The sequence below is a fragment of the Rhizobium quercicola genome, assembly GCF_021168455.1.
GTDB lineage: Bacteria > Pseudomonadota > Alphaproteobacteria > Rhizobiales > Rhizobiaceae > Ferranicluibacter > Ferranicluibacter quercicola.
This window is the reverse complement of record NZ_JAJOZR010000007.1, coordinates 273740-291481: the sequence shown is the minus strand read 5'-3', so window position 1 is coordinate 291481 and position 17742 is coordinate 273740. Positions and strand designations below refer to the sequence as shown.

The 17742-nt window shown below is 67.4% G+C and carries 13 protein-coding genes and 1 riboswitch; of the genes, 10 read left to right on the top strand and 3 right to left on the bottom strand.

The genetic code is table 11. From position 1 onward, the window contains the following. Positions 1–54: 54 nt before the first annotated feature. Entirely contained in the window at positions 55–1101 is a 1047-nt protein-coding gene (locus LRX75_RS13005) for a glycine betaine ABC transporter substrate-binding protein (RefSeq protein WP_420851196.1), read from the bottom strand. A 586-nt stretch (positions 1102–1687) separates the two neighbouring features. Here LRX75_RS13005 and LRX75_RS13000 point away from each other — a divergent pair. After that, positions 1688–3145, top strand: coding sequence for a cobyric acid synthase (locus LRX75_RS13000; protein ID WP_231814974.1), 1458 nt, complete (start codon positions 1688–1690; stop codon positions 3143–3145). A gap of 30 nt (positions 3146–3175) precedes the next feature. Here LRX75_RS13000 and LRX75_RS12995 read toward each other — a convergent pair whose 3' ends face one another. After that, on the bottom strand, positions 3176–4981 hold the full coding sequence (locus LRX75_RS12995) for a chloride channel protein (RefSeq protein ID WP_231814972.1): 1806 nt from the start codon (positions 4979–4981) through the stop codon (positions 3176–3178). Positions 4982–5088: 107 nt separating this feature from the next. Continuing rightward, positions 5089–5488, top strand: a riboswitch (cobalamin riboswitch). Positions 5489–5675: 187 nt separating this feature from the next. On the opposite strand from LRX75_RS12995, the gene cobU reads away from it, so the two are divergent. Genes cobU through cobO form a run of 4 tightly spaced genes read left to right on the top strand, consistent with a single transcriptional unit; the run spans position 5676 to position 11717 of the window. Then, positions 5676–6200, top strand: coding sequence for a bifunctional adenosylcobinamide kinase/adenosylcobinamide-phosphate guanylyltransferase (gene cobU / locus LRX75_RS12990; protein WP_231814970.1), 525 nt, complete (start codon positions 5676–5678; stop codon positions 6198–6200). Between the two features lie 3 nt (positions 6201–6203). Beyond that, entirely contained in the window at positions 6204–7286 is a 1083-nt protein-coding gene (gene cobW / locus LRX75_RS12985; protein WP_231814968.1) for a cobalamin biosynthesis protein CobW, read from the top strand. 21 nt (positions 7287–7307) lie between these two features. Then, positions 7308–11069 (top strand): cobaltochelatase subunit CobN, encoded by a 3762-nt coding sequence (cobN, locus tag LRX75_RS12980; protein ID WP_231814966.1) that lies wholly within the window; start codon positions 7308–7310, stop codon positions 11067–11069. Positions 11070–11087: 18 nt separating this feature from the next. Next, a complete protein-coding gene (gene cobO / locus LRX75_RS12975; protein WP_231814964.1) occupies positions 11088–11717 on the top strand; it encodes a cob(I)yrinic acid a,c-diamide adenosyltransferase in 630 nt (209 codons plus the stop codon). Here the strand turns inward: cobO and LRX75_RS12970 are convergent. Then, entirely contained in the window at positions 11714–12499 is a 786-nt protein-coding gene (locus LRX75_RS12970; RefSeq protein WP_231814962.1) for a TSUP family transporter, read from the bottom strand. The two genes, cobO and LRX75_RS12970, sit on opposite strands and share 4 nt — an antisense overlap. 426 nt (positions 12500–12925) lie before the next feature. Between LRX75_RS12970 and LRX75_RS12965 the strand changes: the two genes are divergently transcribed. Genes LRX75_RS12965 through cbiB form a run of 5 tightly spaced genes read left to right on the top strand, consistent with a single transcriptional unit; the run spans position 12926 to position 17535 of the window. Further along, positions 12926–13423, top strand: coding sequence for a cobalamin biosynthesis protein (locus LRX75_RS12965; RefSeq protein ID WP_231814960.1), 498 nt, complete (start codon positions 12926–12928; stop codon positions 13421–13423). Continuing rightward, on the top strand, positions 13420–14241 hold the full coding sequence (gene cobA, locus LRX75_RS12960; protein WP_113148870.1) for a uroporphyrinogen-III C-methyltransferase: 822 nt from the start codon (positions 13420–13422) through the stop codon (positions 14239–14241). Before LRX75_RS12965 ends, cobA begins: the two co-directional genes overlap by 4 nt. Beyond that, complete coding sequence (locus LRX75_RS12955) at positions 14238–15563, top strand: cobyrinic acid a,c-diamide synthase CobB (protein ID WP_231814958.1); 1326 nt, start codon at positions 14238–14240, stop codon at positions 15561–15563. Before cobA ends, LRX75_RS12955 begins: the two co-directional genes overlap by 4 nt. Then, positions 15560–16561: a threonine-phosphate decarboxylase CobD gene (cobD, locus tag LRX75_RS12950; RefSeq protein WP_231814956.1), complete on the top strand. Its 1002-nt coding sequence runs from the start codon at positions 15560–15562 to the stop codon at positions 16559–16561. Before LRX75_RS12955 ends, cobD begins: the two co-directional genes overlap by 4 nt. Further along, on the top strand, positions 16561–17535 hold the full coding sequence (gene cbiB / locus LRX75_RS12945; RefSeq protein ID WP_231814954.1) for an adenosylcobinamide-phosphate synthase CbiB: 975 nt from the start codon (positions 16561–16563) through the stop codon (positions 17533–17535). The genes cobD and cbiB overlap by 1 nt, the downstream gene beginning before the upstream one ends. The last annotated feature ends 207 nt before the right edge of the window (positions 17536–17742 follow it).

Below are 17742 nucleotides of genomic sequence, written 5' to 3'. Positions count from 1 at the left end.
CATGCCACGCGAAGCTGAAGCCGGACTGGAGACCGAAGCGCTTTCCGGGCGCCGTCAGAGGGCCGCTTTGACCTTTGCGGCAATGTCGGCGGGTACCCAGGTGGCCCAGACAGGCTCGAATGTCGTAAGGAAGTAGCGGGCCGCATCCTCGCGGCTGCCGTTCGTCTGGTCCATATGGGCGAGCACGCCGTTGACCGTCTGGTTGTCCCATTGCCGTTTCGAGACATAGGCGAGGGCGGCAGGGCCAGCCTTCTCGGGGAAATCTCTGGTCACGATCGTGTAGACATCGGTGGTGGGGTAGCCGTTGACGACGGGCGCGCTGCAGTCCGGCACCGCCGTGCAGCTGTTCCACTCCGCCCGGTCATGGGCGACGCCGAAGGACAGCTTGACCATCTCGTATTTGCCGAGGATCGCCGTCGGCGCCCAGTAGTAGCCGAGCCAGCCCTTCTTTTCTTCGAAGGCCCGCGCGATCGAGCCGTCGAGACGGGCCGCCGATCCGGAATCGATCAGCTGGAACCCGGCGTCGTCGCCTTTCAGGGCCCGGTAGAGGTTGGCGGTCGGGATCTGGCAGTTCCAGTCCGCAGGACAGGTATGGACCGCGCCCTTTGCCGGGTCCTGCGGCGAGGGGAAGAGATCGGGGTGCTTCAGCGCATCCTGTACGGTCTTGATATCGGGATGGGCCTCGCTGATATAGCGGGGTATCCACCAGCCCTCCACGCCGCCATCCGTGAGAACGCGTGTGGTCTCGACCAGACGGCCGTCCCGCAAGGCGTCGTCGAGCGGCCTCTGCAGCGAGGCCGCCCAGATTTCCGGCGCCATGTCCGGGCGTCCCTCCGCATTCATGGAGGCGAAGGTCGGCATGGTGTCGCCGGGCACAAGCGTGACCGTGCAGCCATAGCCCTTCTCCAGAATGAACCGGTCGATATGGGCCGTAATGGCGGCGGATCCCCACGTCATCTCGGCGATGGAGATCGTGCCGCAGCCTTCGGCCCGGGCCGGCCCGCCGGGGAGCAGAACCAGGGCGCCGGCGAGAAAGCCGAATGCGGTCGCAAGGGTCGGGCCGATCGCGGCTTTCGCAACCCTCTCGCAGATGTCGCGCATGTTCTTCATCAGACCGACGCCTCCCGCGCGAACGCATGATGTCCCGCGCAATTGTCTTTCCGGCATTTCGTCCGCGCAGACGTCTCGGGTTATCCCTGCCGTATCCGTGCCAGCCTAGAAGCTATCCGTCAGAAATCAACCGCTCTTCTTGCGATGTCGAATCGGAATGGCGGTGCAAGCCATTGAATTTCATCTCTTTCGAATGTTCGCTTCCGTGCACGCTCCCGGTATGGGAGTGTCCCTTTGGCAGTTGCGTCGATCGCGCGACAGCTCGGGACGGTGTCGTCAGGGATGACGCGATTGTGACAAAAATGACGAGCGCGCCGCGCAGGTAACGCTCTGGTAACCCTCGCGGCCTAAGGATGGTGCCGTGGCTGGTGACAGCTGCTTTGCCGGATCAGGTTTTGCGTCCCGGCACTCTGCCAGCCTGTCGGCATCCGTTCGATGCCGCCGCTTGCCCGCCCCGCACCGTGCGTTTCCCGGTGTCGATGGCGGAAAACCGCAGGGCTCCGGCTGCTGCGGTTTTTGCGCGTCGTCATCCCGGCCCGTGCATGGCGCCCGGCGCTGGCCGGTGATATCAGGCCCTATGGCGAAATCGATCATGCTTCAGGGAACGGGTTCGGATGTCGGCAAGACCGTGCTGGTCGCCGGTCTCTGCCGGCTCGCGGCCAATCGCGGCGTCCGCGTCGCGCCCTTCAAGCCGCAGAATATGTCGAACAACGCGGCCGTGTCGGCCGATGGCGGCGAGATCGGCCGGGCGCAGTGGCTGCAATCGCTCGCTGCCCGCATCCCGTCCTCGATCCACATGAATCCGGTCCTCCTCAAGCCGCAGTCGGAAACCGGCAGCCAGGTCGTCGTGCAGGGCAAGGTCGTCGGGCAGGCGCGCGGGCGCGACTATCAGGCGATGAAGCCGAAGCTGCTCGGCGCGGTGCTGGAAAGCTTCGAGACGATCCGCGCCGGCCGCGATCTGGTGATTGTCGAGGGCGCGGGCTCTCCGGCCGAGATCAACCTGCGCGCCGGCGACATCGCCAATATGGGCTTCGCGACGCGTGCAGGCGTGCCCGTGGTGCTGGTCGGCGACATCGACCGCGGCGGCGTCATCGCCTCGCTGGTCGGCACGCATGCGGTGCTTGCGCCCGATGACCGGGCCATGGTCGCGGGATATCTGATCAACAAGTTCCGGGGCGACGTGACCCTGTTCGACAACGGGCTCACTGCCATCCACGCGTTCACCCGCTGGCCCTGTTTCGGCGTGGTGCCCTGGCTGAAGGCCGCGCGCCAGCTCCCGGCGGAGGATTCCGTCGTTCTCGAACGCCTGTCGCGGGGAACGGCGCGGGCGCTGACCATCGCCGTGCCGGTGCTGCCGCGCATCGCCAATTTTGACGATCTTGATCCGCTCGCCGCCGAACCGTCTGTGGACCTTCGCTTCATCCAGCCCGGCGAGCGCCTGCCGGAGGATGCGGCGCTCGTCATCCTCCCCGGCTCGAAAGCGACGATCTCGGATCTGGCGGCGCTCAAGGCAGCGAGCTGGGATGCGGATCTCGCACGCCACCTGCGGCGCGGCGGCCGGGTCATTGGTCTTTGCGGCGGCTATCAGATGCTCGGGCGCCGGATTTCAGATCCGCTCGGCATCGAGGGCGGAACCGCCGCCGTGGATGGCCTCGGTCTCCTTGACGTGGAGACCGAGATGGCGCGCGAAAAGGTGGTGCGCAACAGCGGCGCCCGCTCGACCGAGCACGATGTCGCGCTCGAGGGTTACGAGATCCATCTCGGGAAGACCGCCGGACCCGACTGCGCCCGACCGCCCGTCCTTATCGGGGACCGCCCCGATGGTGCGCTGTCGCCTGACGGCCGTGTCATGGGCACCTATCTCCACGGTTTATTTGCTAGCGACGCCTATCGCGCCGCTCTCCTGCGCAGCTTCGGCATCGAGGCCGAGGCCTTCGACTACCGCGGGTCCGTCGATGCGGCGCTGGATGCCGTCGCCGGAGAGCTGGAGGCCGTGCTCGATCCGCGCTGGCTCGACGGCCTCATGGGTCGCTAGAGCTTTCGCACCTATTCCCTTGGCTTTGAATCAGAATTCGCCCGATGCCTCACGGCGGCGGCGGTCGAGTTCCTCGCTGTAGCGGCGCAGGGTGTAGCTTTCGGTAAGCACGCCGACGACGCGGCGCTCGATCAGGTTGTTGCAGACGGCGAGCGCGTCGCTCTCGGTCTTGTCGAACAGAGTCGCCGCCTGCCGGGCGTTCATGTTCGGCTGCAGGAAGTCGTTCGGCAGCTTGATGTAGTCTTCGATTCCCTTGCCGGCCGCATCCTTCTCCACCGGGCTCGCATAGACCTCGGGAATGAGGATGACGCCGCCATAGCGGTTGTTGTCGTCAACCACGATGGCGCGCTGGGCCGAGCCGAGCGGAAATTCGGCTTTCAGCTCGTCCAGTGTCGCCTTCGCGTTGATGGTGCGGACGTCGGGCCGCATCAGGCGTCCCACGGTCAGATTGCGGATCCAGCCGACATCGTGGGCGCTGCGGATGCTCTCGCCGCGCAGATGGAAGCGCCATGTGGCGAACGAGTAGCCGAAGGTGGTGCGCACGACCAGCGACGAGGTGATGACGGCCGCCAGTACCAGCGCGGTGATCGGAAAGTCGCCGGTGATCTCCAGCGCGAGGAACGTCATCGTCAGCGGCCCGCCGATGATGGCGACCGCGAGCGAACTCATGCCGACGACGGCGTAGATCACCGGCGTCAGCGTCGTGTCGCCGAAGACGTAGGGGACGACGCCGGCAAAGACCTTGCCGAGCAGCGCGCCCATGAACAGCGAGGCGAAGAACAGTCCGCCGCGGAAACCCGACCCGATCGAGACCGCCGTTGCCACGGACTTCATCAGGAACAGGCCGATCAGCATAGCGATGGGCGTGGCGTGGGCGAGATTGAGATGGAGCGCGCCATGGCCGCCGGAGAGCACCTGCGGCGAGATGGTGGCCAGCAGCCCGACCACGACGCCGCCGATGGCGGGACGCAGCGGCGCGGGAATGTCGCTCCTGCGCGCGATCTCCTCCGTCAGCGACACGCCCTTCATGATCAGGATGGCGACGCCGGCGCACAGCGCGCCGAGGAGGATGGCCGGGATGTAGTCGCCGGGAACGACATCGCCGAAGGCGCCGATGTCGATCGTGAACTCCTCGCCCCAGAGCAGGCGCGTCACCAGGTTGGCGACGAGCGCCGAGACCACGACCGGGGTCAGCGATGCAATGGTGTAGGAGCCGATGATCAGCTCGAAGGCGTAGAAGGCGCCGGTCAGCGGTGCGTTGAAGGCCGCTGCGATGGCGCCGGCCGCGCCGCAGCCGAGCAGCGTGCGCAGATCGTTGCGCCGCAATTTCAGCTTCACGCCGATCTTCGAGGCGAGACCGGAAGCGAGCTGCGTGTAGCCGGCCTCCAGGCCGACCGAGGCGCCAAAGCCGTTGGAGACGAGGTTCTGCACAGCGACCACGATGCTGTCGGTCAACGACATGCGGCCCCCGTGCAGCGCATTTGCCTCGATGGGGTCGACCATCGCCTTCTTGCGCCAGAGCGCGAGCCCCATCATGAGCAAGCCCAGCAGCAGCCCGCCGACGATCGGCGCCATGAGAATGGCGATCTGGCCCTTGAGGTCCGCGGAGCTGACGCGCTCGTAGTCGGAAATGCCGAAAATCAGCTTGTGCAGCTGCAGCGAGACGAAACTCATGGCGATGACGGCAAGCCCGGAGGTGAGACCCACGACGATGCCCGCCACGAGAAGCCCGATTTCGCTCCGCCGGGCAAAGATGCGCCACTCCGAAAAGGTGACGGCTTTCCGGGCGATACGCTTCACGCGGGCAAGGGTCAGGGACTTCAGGACGTCGGGCATGGGAGGCTCGATCTCGTCGGGCGTCTTCGCGGGGAAACGCTTGAGCTTCGGGTCGGGCGAAGCTGCGGACATAGCGCGGAAGATTGACTTGATCCAGCGACGCGCCTAATCTTCGCGGTATGGATGGTTCCCGTACGGCGCGTGTCGTTCGGGAGTAAATGGGAATGCGAAGGGATGGACCCACACAGGGCATCCTCATCGCAGCCGACCCCGCGACTGTAGAACGGTCAGGGTTCGCCATCCGGTCTCGTCCAACGGGCGACGGACCATGCCGCGTGGTGCGGCTGGCGTCATCTGAAGGACTGGGCCGGAAAAGCCACTGAAGCAGCGATGCGAGCAACCGGGGTCGGACGCCTCCTTTTCTACGAATCGTCCACCTCTTCGCCATCGATCCGGCCGTCGAACGCCGGGCAACCTGTTTCGGGAAGGCGAGGCGAACCCGTTCTCAGGGTTTCGACCCTGCGTGACGCCGTGAGCCAGGAGACCTGCCAGCCACACCGCGCCGCATCCTCATGATGCAGCGTTCCAGCGCCAGCACGGAGGTTGTCGTGGCACACGAGACGTTCGCCCACCGGGTTGCCCGGGCCGGCGGTTTTTACGCATGCGATTTTGGCTCATGCCCGGCAGGCGCATGCAGACCCTTCGGATCGCATTGCCTTTTGCGTCATGGGAGCAGCGGGACAGCCGCGCGAACATGACATCCCCGCATCATGGTACCACGCTCGTGCTCGGTGGCGCACGCTCCGGCAAGTCGGGCTTTGCCGAGCGGCTGGCTGCGGACACGGGCCTCGACCGGCATTACATCGCCACCGGCCGCGCCTTCGACGACGAGATGCGGACGCGGATCGACACCCACCGCACGTCGCGCGGCGACCTCTGGACGACGCATGAAGAGCCGTTCGATCTCGTCGGCAGGCTTGCCGCCATCGATGCCGCCGGCCGTGTCGTCCTTGTCGATTGCCTGACGCTGTGGGTCACCAATCTCATGCTGGAGGCGCGCGACGTCGCGGCGGAATCGGCGCGTCTCGTCGCCGGCCTGCCGGCACTTTGCGCCTCCGTCATTTTCGTTTCCAACGAGGTGGGGCTCGGGATGGTGCCTGACAACCGCATGGCGCGGGATTTTCGCGATCATGCCGGCCGGCTCCACCAGCAGGTCGCGGCACAGGCGCGCGACGTCTATTTCGTGGCGGCGGGTCTGCCGCTCAAGATGAAGGGTTAGTTCATGATATTCTCCAAAACCGGCGACCGTAAAGCATCGGGCGCCAAGATCCCCGCGACGGTCATCACCGGCTTTCTCGGTGCGGGCAAGACGACGATGATCCGCAACATCCTGGAAAACGCCGATGGCCGGCGGATCGCGCTCATCATCAACGAGTTCGGCGATCTCGGCGTCGATGGCGATGTGCTGAAGGGTTGCGGGGCCGAGGCCTGCAGCGAGGACGATATCATCGAGCTCACCAATGGCTGCATCTGCTGCACCGTGGCCGACGACTTCATTCCCACCATGACGCGCCTTCTGGAGCGGGAGGGCCGCCCCGACCATATCGTCATCGAGACCTCCGGTCTCGCGCTGCCGCAGCCGCTGATCGCCGCGTTCAACTGGCCCGATATCCGCACGCAGGTGACGGTGGATGGCGTGATCACCGTGGTGGACAGCGCCGCCGTCGCAGCCGGCCGTTTCGCCGACGATCATGACAAGGTGGATGCCGCGCGTGCCGAGGACGACAATCTCGACCATGAAAGCCCGATCGAGGAGCTGTTCGAAGACCAGCTCACCGCCGCCGACCTCATCGTTCTCAACAAGACCGACCTGCTGGATGCCGCCGGCATCGAGGCCGTCCGCCGCGAAGTCGCCGCGCGCACCACGCGCAAGCCGATGATGATCGAGGCCGCGAATGGCGCGGTGCCGGCCTCCGTTCTGCTCGGCCTCGGCGTCGGCACGGAAGACGATATCGCCAACCGCAAATCCCATCACGAGATGGAGCACGAGGCGGGCGAGGAGCACGACCATGACGAGTTCGCGAGCTTCGTCGTCGAACTCGGCCCGATCGCCGACTCCACCGGTTTCGTATCGCGACTGAAGGCGATCGTCTCCGCGCACGACGTCCTGCGGCTGAAGGGTTTCGCGGATGTTCCCGGCAAGCCGATGCGGCTTCTGATCCAGGCCGTGGGAACACGGATCGATCCGTATTTCGACCGCGCCTGGGCGGCCGGCGAAGCCCGTCGCACGCGCCTCGTCGTCATCGGGCTGCATGATCTGGACGAGGCTGCGCTGCGTGCGGCCATCGTCGCGGCAGCGGCATAGACCAGGCGGGAACAGCGGCGGATGCATCTTCTTCTTGCGCAGAAAGGCACGATCTCGGACGGGGACGAGGCCATCGACCTCGCCCAGTCGCCGGGCGAGATCCTGTTCCTGTCCGCAGCCGATACGGAGCTTTCCGCCATCGCGAGCGCCTGCAGGACCGCCCCCGACGGGCGGACCCTGCGGGCGGCGAGCCTTCTGTCGCTGAAGCACCCGATGTCGGTCGATACCTATGTCCAGCGCACTGCACGGCATGCAAAGCTGATCGTCGTGCGCGCACTCGGCGGTGCGTCCTACTTCAGTTACGTGCTGGAAGCGCTCCACGCCACGGCCGTCACCCATCGTGCCAAGATCGCCGTGCTTCCCGGCTACGACAAGCCGGATCCGGCGCTCGACGCCTATTCCACCGTGTCCGCCGAGGATCGGGCCGCGATGCTCGCCTATTTCACCGAAGGCGGCCCCGATAACATGCAGGCGTTTCTCGCCTATGCCCATGCGCTGGTCGATGAGCGCGAGCGGCCGCCGGCGGCAACGCCATTGCTGCGGGCCGGCCTCTGGTCGCCGGAGGAAGGCATCGTCGGCGCGGACGCCTGGGCGGATGCGCATCCCGGGCCGCAGCCGGTCGCGGCGCTCTGCTTCTATCGCGCGCTCGTCCAGTCCGGCGAGACGCGACCGGTGGCCGCACTGGTCGAGGCGCTGACGGCCGAGGGGATGCGGGTTCTCCCGGTCTTCGTCTCCAGCCTGAAGGATGCGCTGTCCGTCGGCACGGTCGAGGCGATCTTCGCGCGGTTCACGCCGGATGTCGTCCTCAATGCCACGAGCTTCGCGGTGTCGGCTCCGGGCGGCGATCACAAGGGCACCGTGCTCGACGCCGGTGGCGCGCCGGTGCTGCAGGTGCTGTTCTCCGCCTCGACCCGCCAGGCCTGGGAAAGCTCGTCGCAAGGCCTCATGGCGCGCGATCTCGCGATGAACGTCGCGCTTCCCGAGGTGGACGGTCGCATTCTCTCCCGTGCCGTTTCCTTCAAGGCGGCGGCGATCTATGACGAGGCGGTCGAGACCAACATCGTCGGGCATGCGCCGCTGCCGGACAGGGTCGCCTTCGTGGCGAAGCTCGCGGCGAACTGGGCGCTCCTGCGCCACACGCCGCCCGCCGACCGCAAGGTCGCCATCGTGCTCGCCAATTACCCGAACCGCGACGGTCGCCTCGGCAACGGCGTCGGCCTGGATACGCCGGCCGGCACGATCGAGGTGCTGCGCGCGATGGCCGCGGCCGGCTATCCGGTGACCGATCTGCCGACGGATGGTGACGCGCTGATCCGGCATCTGATGGAAGGCCCGACCAATGCCGCGCGCGACGGGCGGCATATCCGCGAAACATTATCCTTCAACGATTACAACGCGTTCTTCGCGACGCTTCCCGAACGGATTCAAGCCGAGGTCACGGCACGCTGGGGCGATCCTTCGCGCGATCCCTACGCCGACGGCGACCGTTTTGCATTGCCGCTCGCGCGGCTTGGCGGCGTCGTCATCGGCATCCAGCCGGCGCGGGGCTACAATATCGATCCGAAGGAAACCTACCATTCGCCGGACCTCGTGCCGCCGCATGGCTATTTCGCCTTCTATGCGTTCCTGCGCCGCGCCTTCGGCGCGCATGCCATCATCCACATGGGCAAGCACGGCAATCTCGAATGGCTGCCGGGCAAGGCGCTGGCGCTGTCGGAGACGTGCTACCCCGAAGCCGTGTTCGGCCCGCTGCCGCATCTCTACCCGTTCATCGTCAACGATCCCGGCGAGGGGACGCAGGCCAAGCGCCGCTCGGCGGCCGTCATCATCGACCATCTGACCCCGCCGCTGACGCGCGCGGAGACCTACGGCGCGCTGCGCGACCTCGAAGGTCTGGTCGATGAGTATTACGACGCGGCCGGCGGCGATCCGCGGCGGCTGCGGCTGCTGTCCAGCCAGATCCTGCACCTCGTGCGCGACATCGGGCTCGATGCGGATGCCGGCATCGCCGAGACGGATGGCGAGGATGCGGCGCTGCAGAAGCTCGACGCCTATCTCTGCGATCTGAAGGAAATGCAGATCCGCGACGGTCTCCACGTCTTCGGCGTCTCGCCCGAAGGACGGCTTTTGACCGACCTGACACTGGCGCTCGCGCGCGTGCCGCGTGGCACCGGCGAGGGCGGCGATGCGAGCCTGCAGCGGGCGATCGCGCGGGATTGCGGGCTCGTCAACGGGGAGGGTGTCGAGGCGCCCGTGTTCGACCCGCTGGATTGCGCACCCGCCACGCTCTGGCAGGGGCCGCGCCCGGCAATGCTCTCGGCCGTCAGCGAGGACACGTGGCGCAGCGAAGGCGACACCGTCGAGCGCATCGAGTTGCTTGCGGCAAAGCTCGTCGGCGGGGACATCCCGTGCCCGGACGGCTGGCCGGCGACGCGCGGCGTTCTCGATGCCGTCGAGGCGCGGCTGAGACCGTCCCTGATCGCCTGCGGGCCTGCGGAAATTGCCGGCCTGCTGGCCGGTCTCGATGGACGGTTCGTCGCGCCCGGTCCCTCCGGTGCGCCGACGCGCGGGCGTCCGGACGTGCTGCCGACGGGGCGCAACTTCTACTCCGTCGACAGCCGCGCCGTGCCGACGCCGGCCGCCTTCGAACTCGGCAAGAAGTCCGCCGATCTCCTCATCCGGCGCTACCTCCAGGATCATGGCGAGTGGCCGACGGCGCTCGGCCTGACCGCCTGGGGCACCTCCAACATGCGCACCGGCGGCGACGATATCGCGCAGGCGCTGGCCCTCATCGGGGCAAAGCCGCTCTGGGATCCGATGTCGCGGCGCGTCACGGGCTACGAGATCGTGCCGCTGGCGCTTCTCGGCCGCCCGCGCGTCGATGTCACCCTGCGCGTCTCCGGCTTCTTCCGCGATGCGTTTCCCGAGCAGATCGCGCTGTTCGACAGCGCGGTGCGGGCCATCGGTGCGCTGGAGGAAGACGACGAGGACAACGCGATCGCCGCCCGCATCCGCCGGGAGAGCGCGGAATGGCGCGAGAAGGGCCTGAGTGCGGCTGAGGCCGAACGCCGCGCCTCCTACCGCGTCTTCGGCTCCAAGCCCGGCTCCTACGGCGCCGGCCTGCAGGCTCTGATGGACGAGACGCGCGGCCCCGAACGTGCCGAGCTTGCCGACGCCTATCTTACCTGGGGTGGCTATGCCTATGGCGCGCATGCGGAGGGCCGCGACGCGCGCGCGGTGCTGGAAACGCGCCTTGCCGGCGTGCAGGCCGTGGTACAGAATCAGGACAATCGCGAGCACGATCTTCTCGACAGCGACGACTACTACCAGTTCGAAGGCGGCATGAGCGCGGCCGTCGAGCAGCTTTCGGGCACGCGCCCGGTCATCTACCACAACGACCATTCCCGGCCGGAAAAGCCGGTCATCCGGTCGCTCGAGGAGGAGATCGGCCGGGTCGTGCGCGGGCGCGTGGTCAATCCGAAATGGATCGCCGGCATGATGCGGCACGGCTACAAGGGCGCCTTCGAGATGGCGGCGACGGTCGACTATCTCTTCGCCTTCGCCGCCACCACGGGTGCCGTCCGCAGCCAGCATTTCGAGGCGGTCTATCAGGCCTTCGTGCTGGATGATGCCGTGCGTGCCTTCATGGAGGCGGCGAACCGCCACGCCTTCCGCGATTTGGCCGCGCGCCTGACGGACGCCATCGACCGGGGATACTGGCAGCCGCGGTCCAATTCGGCGCGCTTCGAGCTTTCCAGCAGCCTGACGCTCCGGGCGTCGTGAGAACCCAAAGGGACTGATATGACCGAGGAAACACCGGCCGCCGAGGTCGATCTGGAGCGCCACGCCATGAAGATGGCGAAGAAGAAGGTCGCGCGCGAGAAGATCATGGCGACGAAGACCGATGGCAAGGGCCTCATCATGGTGCATACCGGCAAGGGCAAGGGCAAGACCACCGCCGGTTTCGGCATGATCTTCCGCCACATCGCTCACGGCATGCCGTCGGCGGTCGTCCAGTACATCAAGGGCGGCTGGGAGACCGGCGAGCGCACGCTGATCGAGATGCATTTCCAGCATCTCTGCCGCTTCTATACGCTGGGCGAAGGCTTTACCTGGGAAACACAGGACCGCGCCCGCGATGTGGCGATGGCGCAGAAGGCCTGGGAAACCTCGAAAGAGCTGATCCGCGATCCCGCCAATTCCATGGTGCTGCTGGACGAGATCAACATCGCGCTGCGCTACGACTATATCGACATCCACGAGGTCGTGCGCTTCCTCAGCGAGGAAAAGCCGCCGATGACGCATGTGGTGCTGACCGGCCGCAATGCCCGCGAGGAACTGATCGAGATCGCCGACCTCGTGACCGAGATGGAGCTCGTCAAGCACCCGTTCCGCTCGGGCATCAAGGCGCAGGTGGGTGTGGAGTATTAGATCCCGAACCAGACCCGAACCGGATTTGCGGGATCGGCGAGAAGGCGGATGGCGAGTGCGATGCAGGTGAGGACCAGCAGCGGTTTGATGATCTTGGCGCCGCGCTTCATGGCAAAGCGAGAGCCGACCTGCGCCCCGGCGAACTGTCCGGCGCCCATCATCAGCCCGACCTTCCACAGGACGACGCCATACAGGGCAAGCACGAGGAAGCCGCCGATATTGGAACCGAAATTGAGGAGCTTGGTATGCGCCGTCGCCTTCAGCACGCCGAAGCCGGCAAGCGCGATGAAGGCCAGCATGAAGAAGGAGCCGGTGCCGGGGCCGAAGATGCCGTCGTAGAAGCCGATGGCCGGCACGATGGTGAGGCCGAAGACGAAGGGTGTGATCCGCTGGGTGCGATCGAGATCGGCGACGTTCGGCTTCAGCGCGAAATAGAGCGCGATGCCGATGAGCAGGAAGGGAAGCACGGCGCGCAGCACGTCGCCGGGCACCACGGTCGCCACCATGGCCCCGATTGCGCCGCCGGCCAGCGACAGGAATGCCATGGGCAGCTGGCTTTTCAGGTCCACGTGACCGGCGCGGGCATAGGCAAGGCTTGCCGAGCCCGAGCCGAACAGGGACTGGAGTTTGTTGGTGCCGAGCGTTTCCAGTGGTGGCAGGCCGGCCAGCAGCATGGCCGGCACGGTGATCATGCCGCCGCCGCCGGCAATGCTGTCGATGAAGCCGGCGATGAATGCCGCGAGGAAGAGGAAAAGGAGCAGATGAAACGCGAGATCGTGCACGATGGACCTTGGGCCGTGTCGCCGGCAACGGGCTGTGTAGGGACGCGCACGCTCTTTGGCAGAGCCGGCGGGCAAAGGGAAGGGGTCTCGCGCGGCACGCCTCTCGCGCTGTCCCGCCTTCCCGCCGCGCCGATTTTGCCGCAGGCGCTCCATAAGCAATTCCTGTCGGCGCAAATCTCTTGTAAGACACGCGTCATGCGACGGCGCCCGGTTCGGGCTGAAAACGCGTCCGGTGCGGCCGACCCTGAGCGGGGGCTCATGCCGGAGCTGTCGAGGCCTCGACCGGGGAGAGATCCCCGGCCGCTCGGCGTCTGCGCGACTGGAGCCTGTGACGAGTCCTCGACCGCCGCATCGCTGCAGGATCTGAAACGCGGCTTTCCTGTGCGGCCCCTTGGGGCGCAGGTGGCGTGCAGCGGAGAGCGTGGAATGGCCAAGTGTGGTGAGACGATGGAGCGCGGGCTGGTTCTCGGCCTCGGCTGCCGGCCGGGTTCGCCCTTTGCCGATGTCCTCGATCTCGCTCTTTCCGTGCTGGCGAAGGCCGGCTACCCCGAACGTCCGCTCCACGCCATCGCATCGATCGACGCCCGCGCCACGGAGCCCGCCATCCTCGCCCTCGCCGACCGGTTTGCCGTTCCCCTCCTGACATTCGACGCCGTCCGGCTGGAGACTGAAACGCCGCGCATCGCGTCGCCCTCGCCGGATGTCTTTCGCCTGACCGGATGCCACAGCGTCGCGGAGGCCTCCGCCCTTGCGGCTGCCGGGCGCGGCGGACGGCTGGTGGTGGAAAAGCACGCGTCCCGCCAGGCGACCGCTGCCGTGGTGGAAGCCCATTCGAAACAGCTGCTTGCCGCGCTGTCTTCGACCGGTTTGGTCGCACCTTCCCACATCGAATCATCCGCGCCGGCCTTGGAGTTGGCGGGATGAGGGATTTCTCCTTCGACGGTCTGCCGCTGATGGCGCCGGGCGCCGTCTGGCTGGTGGGCGCGGGGCCGGGCGATCCCGGCCTGCTGACGCTGCATGCGGTCAACGCCCTGCGACAGGCGGATGTCATCGTGCATGATGCCCTGGTGGACGCCGCCTGCCTGTCGCTCGCGCGGCCCGGTGCCGTGCTGGAGTTCGCCGGCAAGCGCGGCGGCAAGCCCTCGCCGAAGCAGCGCGACATTTCGCTCCGCCTCGTCGCGCTCGCCCGCGAGGGCAAGCGCGTGCTGCGGCTGAAGGGCGGCGATCCCTTCGTCTTCGGCCGTGGTGGCGAAGAGGCGCTGGTGCTGGTCGAGCACGGCATTCCCTTCCGCGTCGTACCCGGCATCACGGCGGGTATCGGCGGTCTCGCCTATGCCGGCATCCCGGTCACCCACCGCGACATCACCCATGTCGTCACCTTCCTCACCGGTCACGACTCCTCGGGCCTCGTGCCGGATCGCGTCGATTGGGCGAGCGTCGCCAAGGGGTCGCCGGTCATCGTCATGTACATGGCGATGAAGCATATCAGCGAGATCACCGCGAACCTTCTGGCCGCCGGCCGCGCGCCGGACGAGCCGCTCGCCTTCGTCAGCAATGCGGCGACATCTCGCCAGTCGGTTCTCGAAACAACGCTGGGCCGCGCGGCGGCCGACGCCGCCTCAGCCGGCGTTTCGCCACCGGCGATCGTGGTGCTCGGCGAGGTCGTGCGGCTGCGGTCCGTTCTCGACTGGTTGGGCTCCGCGCAGATCGATTCGGCATCGGCGGGAGACTGCACGGCATGAGCGGCATCCTGATCGCCGCCCCGTCGTCCGGCTCCGGCAAGACCACCATCACGCTCGGCCTTTTGCGCGCGCTCAGCCGGCGCGGGGTCGCGGTGTCTCCCGGAAAGGCGGGCCCGGACTATATCGATCCGGCCTTCCATACGGCCGCCTGCGGCATCGCCTGCGTCAACTACGATCCCTGGGCCATGCGCCCCGCCTTGCTCGATGCGCAGGCATCCCGCGCGCGGCACGATGGCCGCCTTCTCGTCATCGAGGCCATGATGGGCCTGTTTGATGCGGCGATGGACGGCACCGGCGCGCCGGCCGATCTCGCGGCATCTCTGGGACTGCCGGTGGTGCTGGTGGTCGATTGCGGCCGCATGGCGCAGTCGGTGGCGGCGCTCGTGTCCGGCTACGCCCGCTTCCGCGCCGATATCCGGCTCGCCGGCGTCATCCTCAACAAGGTCGGCAGTGCCAAGCACGAGGCGATGCTGCGCGGCGCACTGGCGGATATCGCCATGCCGGTGCTCGGCATCATCGGCCGCGATCCGGGCCTGGCCTTGCCCGAGCGGCATCTCGGCCTCGTGCAGGCCGGCGAGCATGGTGGGCTCGATCGCTTCATCGACCACGCCGCCGATTCGGTCGAATCGGGATGCGATCTCGACGCGCTGGTGGCGCTCGGACGGCAGGCCCGTCCGGTGCAGCCGCTCGCAGAACCCGTCGTCGCCATGGACCCGCTCGGGTCGCAAATCGCGGTCGCCCGCGACGTCGCCTTCGCCTTCGCCTATCAGCACCTGCTCGCCGGATGGCACACGGCGGGCGCGAGCCTTACCTTCTTCTCGCCGCTCGCGGACGAGGCGCCGGCAGGCGATGCCGATGCCGTCTATCTCCCCGGCGGCTATCCCGAACTGCATGCGGGGGCATTGTCCACGGCCGAAACCTTCCGCGCCGGCATGCAGGCCGTCGCCCGGCGCAAGGCGCGGATCTTCGGGGAGTGCGGCGGCTACATGACGCTCGGTGACGGGCTTGTCGATGCCTCGGGGACACGCTACCCGATGCTCGGTCTCCTGCCGCTGACCACCAGCTTTGCCGAGCGGCGCCGGCATCTCGGCTACCGCCGCGTGCGGCCTCTGGACGAAACCGGATTCTTCAAGCCGATGATGGCGCATGAATTTCACTATGCGACGATCATCTCGGAAGGCGAGGCCGCACCGCTGTTCGCCGTCGAGGATGCGGCCGGCACCTCTCTGGGTACCGCCGGCCTGCGCGTCGGGTCCGTCGCCGGCTCCTTCATGCACCTCATCGACCGCGCGCCGGACCTTGCCAGCGCGGAGACGGCATGACGGCGCCGATCCAGCATGGCGGCGGCCTGTCCGGGGCGATCGGCCGCTATGGCGGCACCGCGCGGGACTGGCTCGACCTTTCCACCGGCATCAATCCCTGTCCACCGCCGCTGCCGGACATTCCCGCATCCGCCTGGCACCGCCTGCCGGATGCCGATCTCGTGCGCCGTGCCGAGGCCGCCGCTGCCGCATTCTACGGCACCGGGGAGCACCAGCCTCTGGCCGTGCCGGGCACGCAATCCGTCATCCAGCAGCTGCCGGCGTTCGCGCCGCCGGGCCGTCCGGTCGCGATTCTCGGCCCGACCTATGGCGAGTATCGGCGGGTCCTGTCGCTCTCCGGTTTCCGCGTCGATCCGATCGCCGATACGGGCGAACTTCGCCCCGATCACGGTCTCGCCGTCATCGTCAATCCGAACAACCCGACCGGCCGTCTTCTGCCACGCGACACGCTGCTCGCCATCGCCGACCGCATGGCCGCGCAGGGCGGACGGCTGGTTGTGGACGAGGCCTTCGGCGACGGGGTGTCGGGCAACAGCGTCGCCGCCAAGGCCTTCGCACATCCCGGCCTCATCGTCTTCCGCTCCTTCGGCAAGGTCTTCGGCCATGCCGGCATCCGGCTGGGCTTCGTCATGGCCGTACCCGCCGTGCTCGAGGCGCTTGCCACGGCGCTCGGTCCCTGGGCCGTCTCGGGGCCGGCGCTTGCCGTCGCCGAGCAGCTTCTGCAGGGTGATATCGAAAGCCTTCGCATCCGGATCGCCGCGCGGAAAGCCGGGCTGGACGCGGTGCTGTCGCAAGCCGGTCTGCGCACCGTCGGCGGCACGCATCTGTTCTCGCTTGTCGCGGTCGCCGATGGCGCCGCCCTGCAGCATGCCCTTTGCGAGCGGCATATCCTCACGCGCAGCTTCGACTACGCGCCCGGCTGGCTGCGAATCGGCCTGACGCCCGATCCGGACGCCGACCTCCGCCTTCTCGCCGCCCTTCGCAAGGTTGCCCGCTGATGCGCCTCGTCATTCTCGCCACCGGCCTTGCGATCGACCGCATCGTCGGCGATCCGGACCGCCTCTGGCGCCGCCTGCCGCATCCCGTCGTCTTGTTCGGCACGGCGATCGCCGCCTGTGAACGCCGGCTGAACCGGCCGCATCTCGGCGGCTCGCAGCTGCGCAGGCGCGGGGCGGGCGTCATCGCGGGTCTCCTCGTGCTGTCCGCAGCGATTGGCGGTCTCCTTCATATTGGCCTGTCGTCGCTCGGTCTTTGGGGCACCGCCATCGAGGCCCTGATCGTCGCGGTCTTCCTGGCGCAGAAGAGCCTGTCCGATCACGTGCTGCGCGTGGCTAAGGGCCTTGAAGAAAGCGGGCTTGCGGGCGGTCGGCGTGCGGTCTCGATGATCGTCGGGCGGGATCCCGAGAGCCTGGACGAGGCCGGCGTCTGCCGGGCCGCCATCGAGAGCCTTGCGGAAAATTTTTCGGACGGTGTCGTCGCGCCGCTCGTCTGGTATGCGATCGCGGGGCTTCCGGGCCTGCTTGCCTACAAGATGCTGAACACGGCCGATTCGATGATCGGCCACAAGACCGAGCGCTATCTCCACTTCGGCCGGGCGTCGGCTCGGCTGGACGATGTCGCCAACCTCCCGGCCGCACGGCTGTCGATGCTGCTCATCGCGGGGGGCGCGTGGTGGCGGCTGGGGCTGCGGGCCGGGCGCAACGCGCTTTCCGTCGCCCTGCGCGATCAGGGTCTGCACCGCTCGCCCAATTCCGGCTGGCCGGAGGCGGCGATGGCCGGCGCGCTCGATCTCCAGCTCGCCGGTCCTCGCCTCTATGCCGGTGGCCGGGTCGAGGAGCCGATGATGAATGCCGCCGGGCGGCCGGTCGCCACGGCGGACGATATCCTGCGCGGCGTCCGGGTCTTCCACGCAGCCTGCACGCTGGCACTCGCCGCCGTGATCGGCATGGCCGTGGCTCTGTCGGTGTTCTGACCCCTCCCATCCTGCGGCGGCGATTTCCCTTGGTTGCTAGGGCGAACCGGGGATTGCGCGTCCCGTTGTCGCATCGGGATGATCGCCGATGCTGCAACGCGGTCCTTTCGGCAACAGGGGCCGGCAAAAATCCCCGCATGGCCGCAAGGCCATTGGCTTTTCCTGCGCAGTTACCCTATAGCTTCGGCAAAACTTGCCACTCAAAGA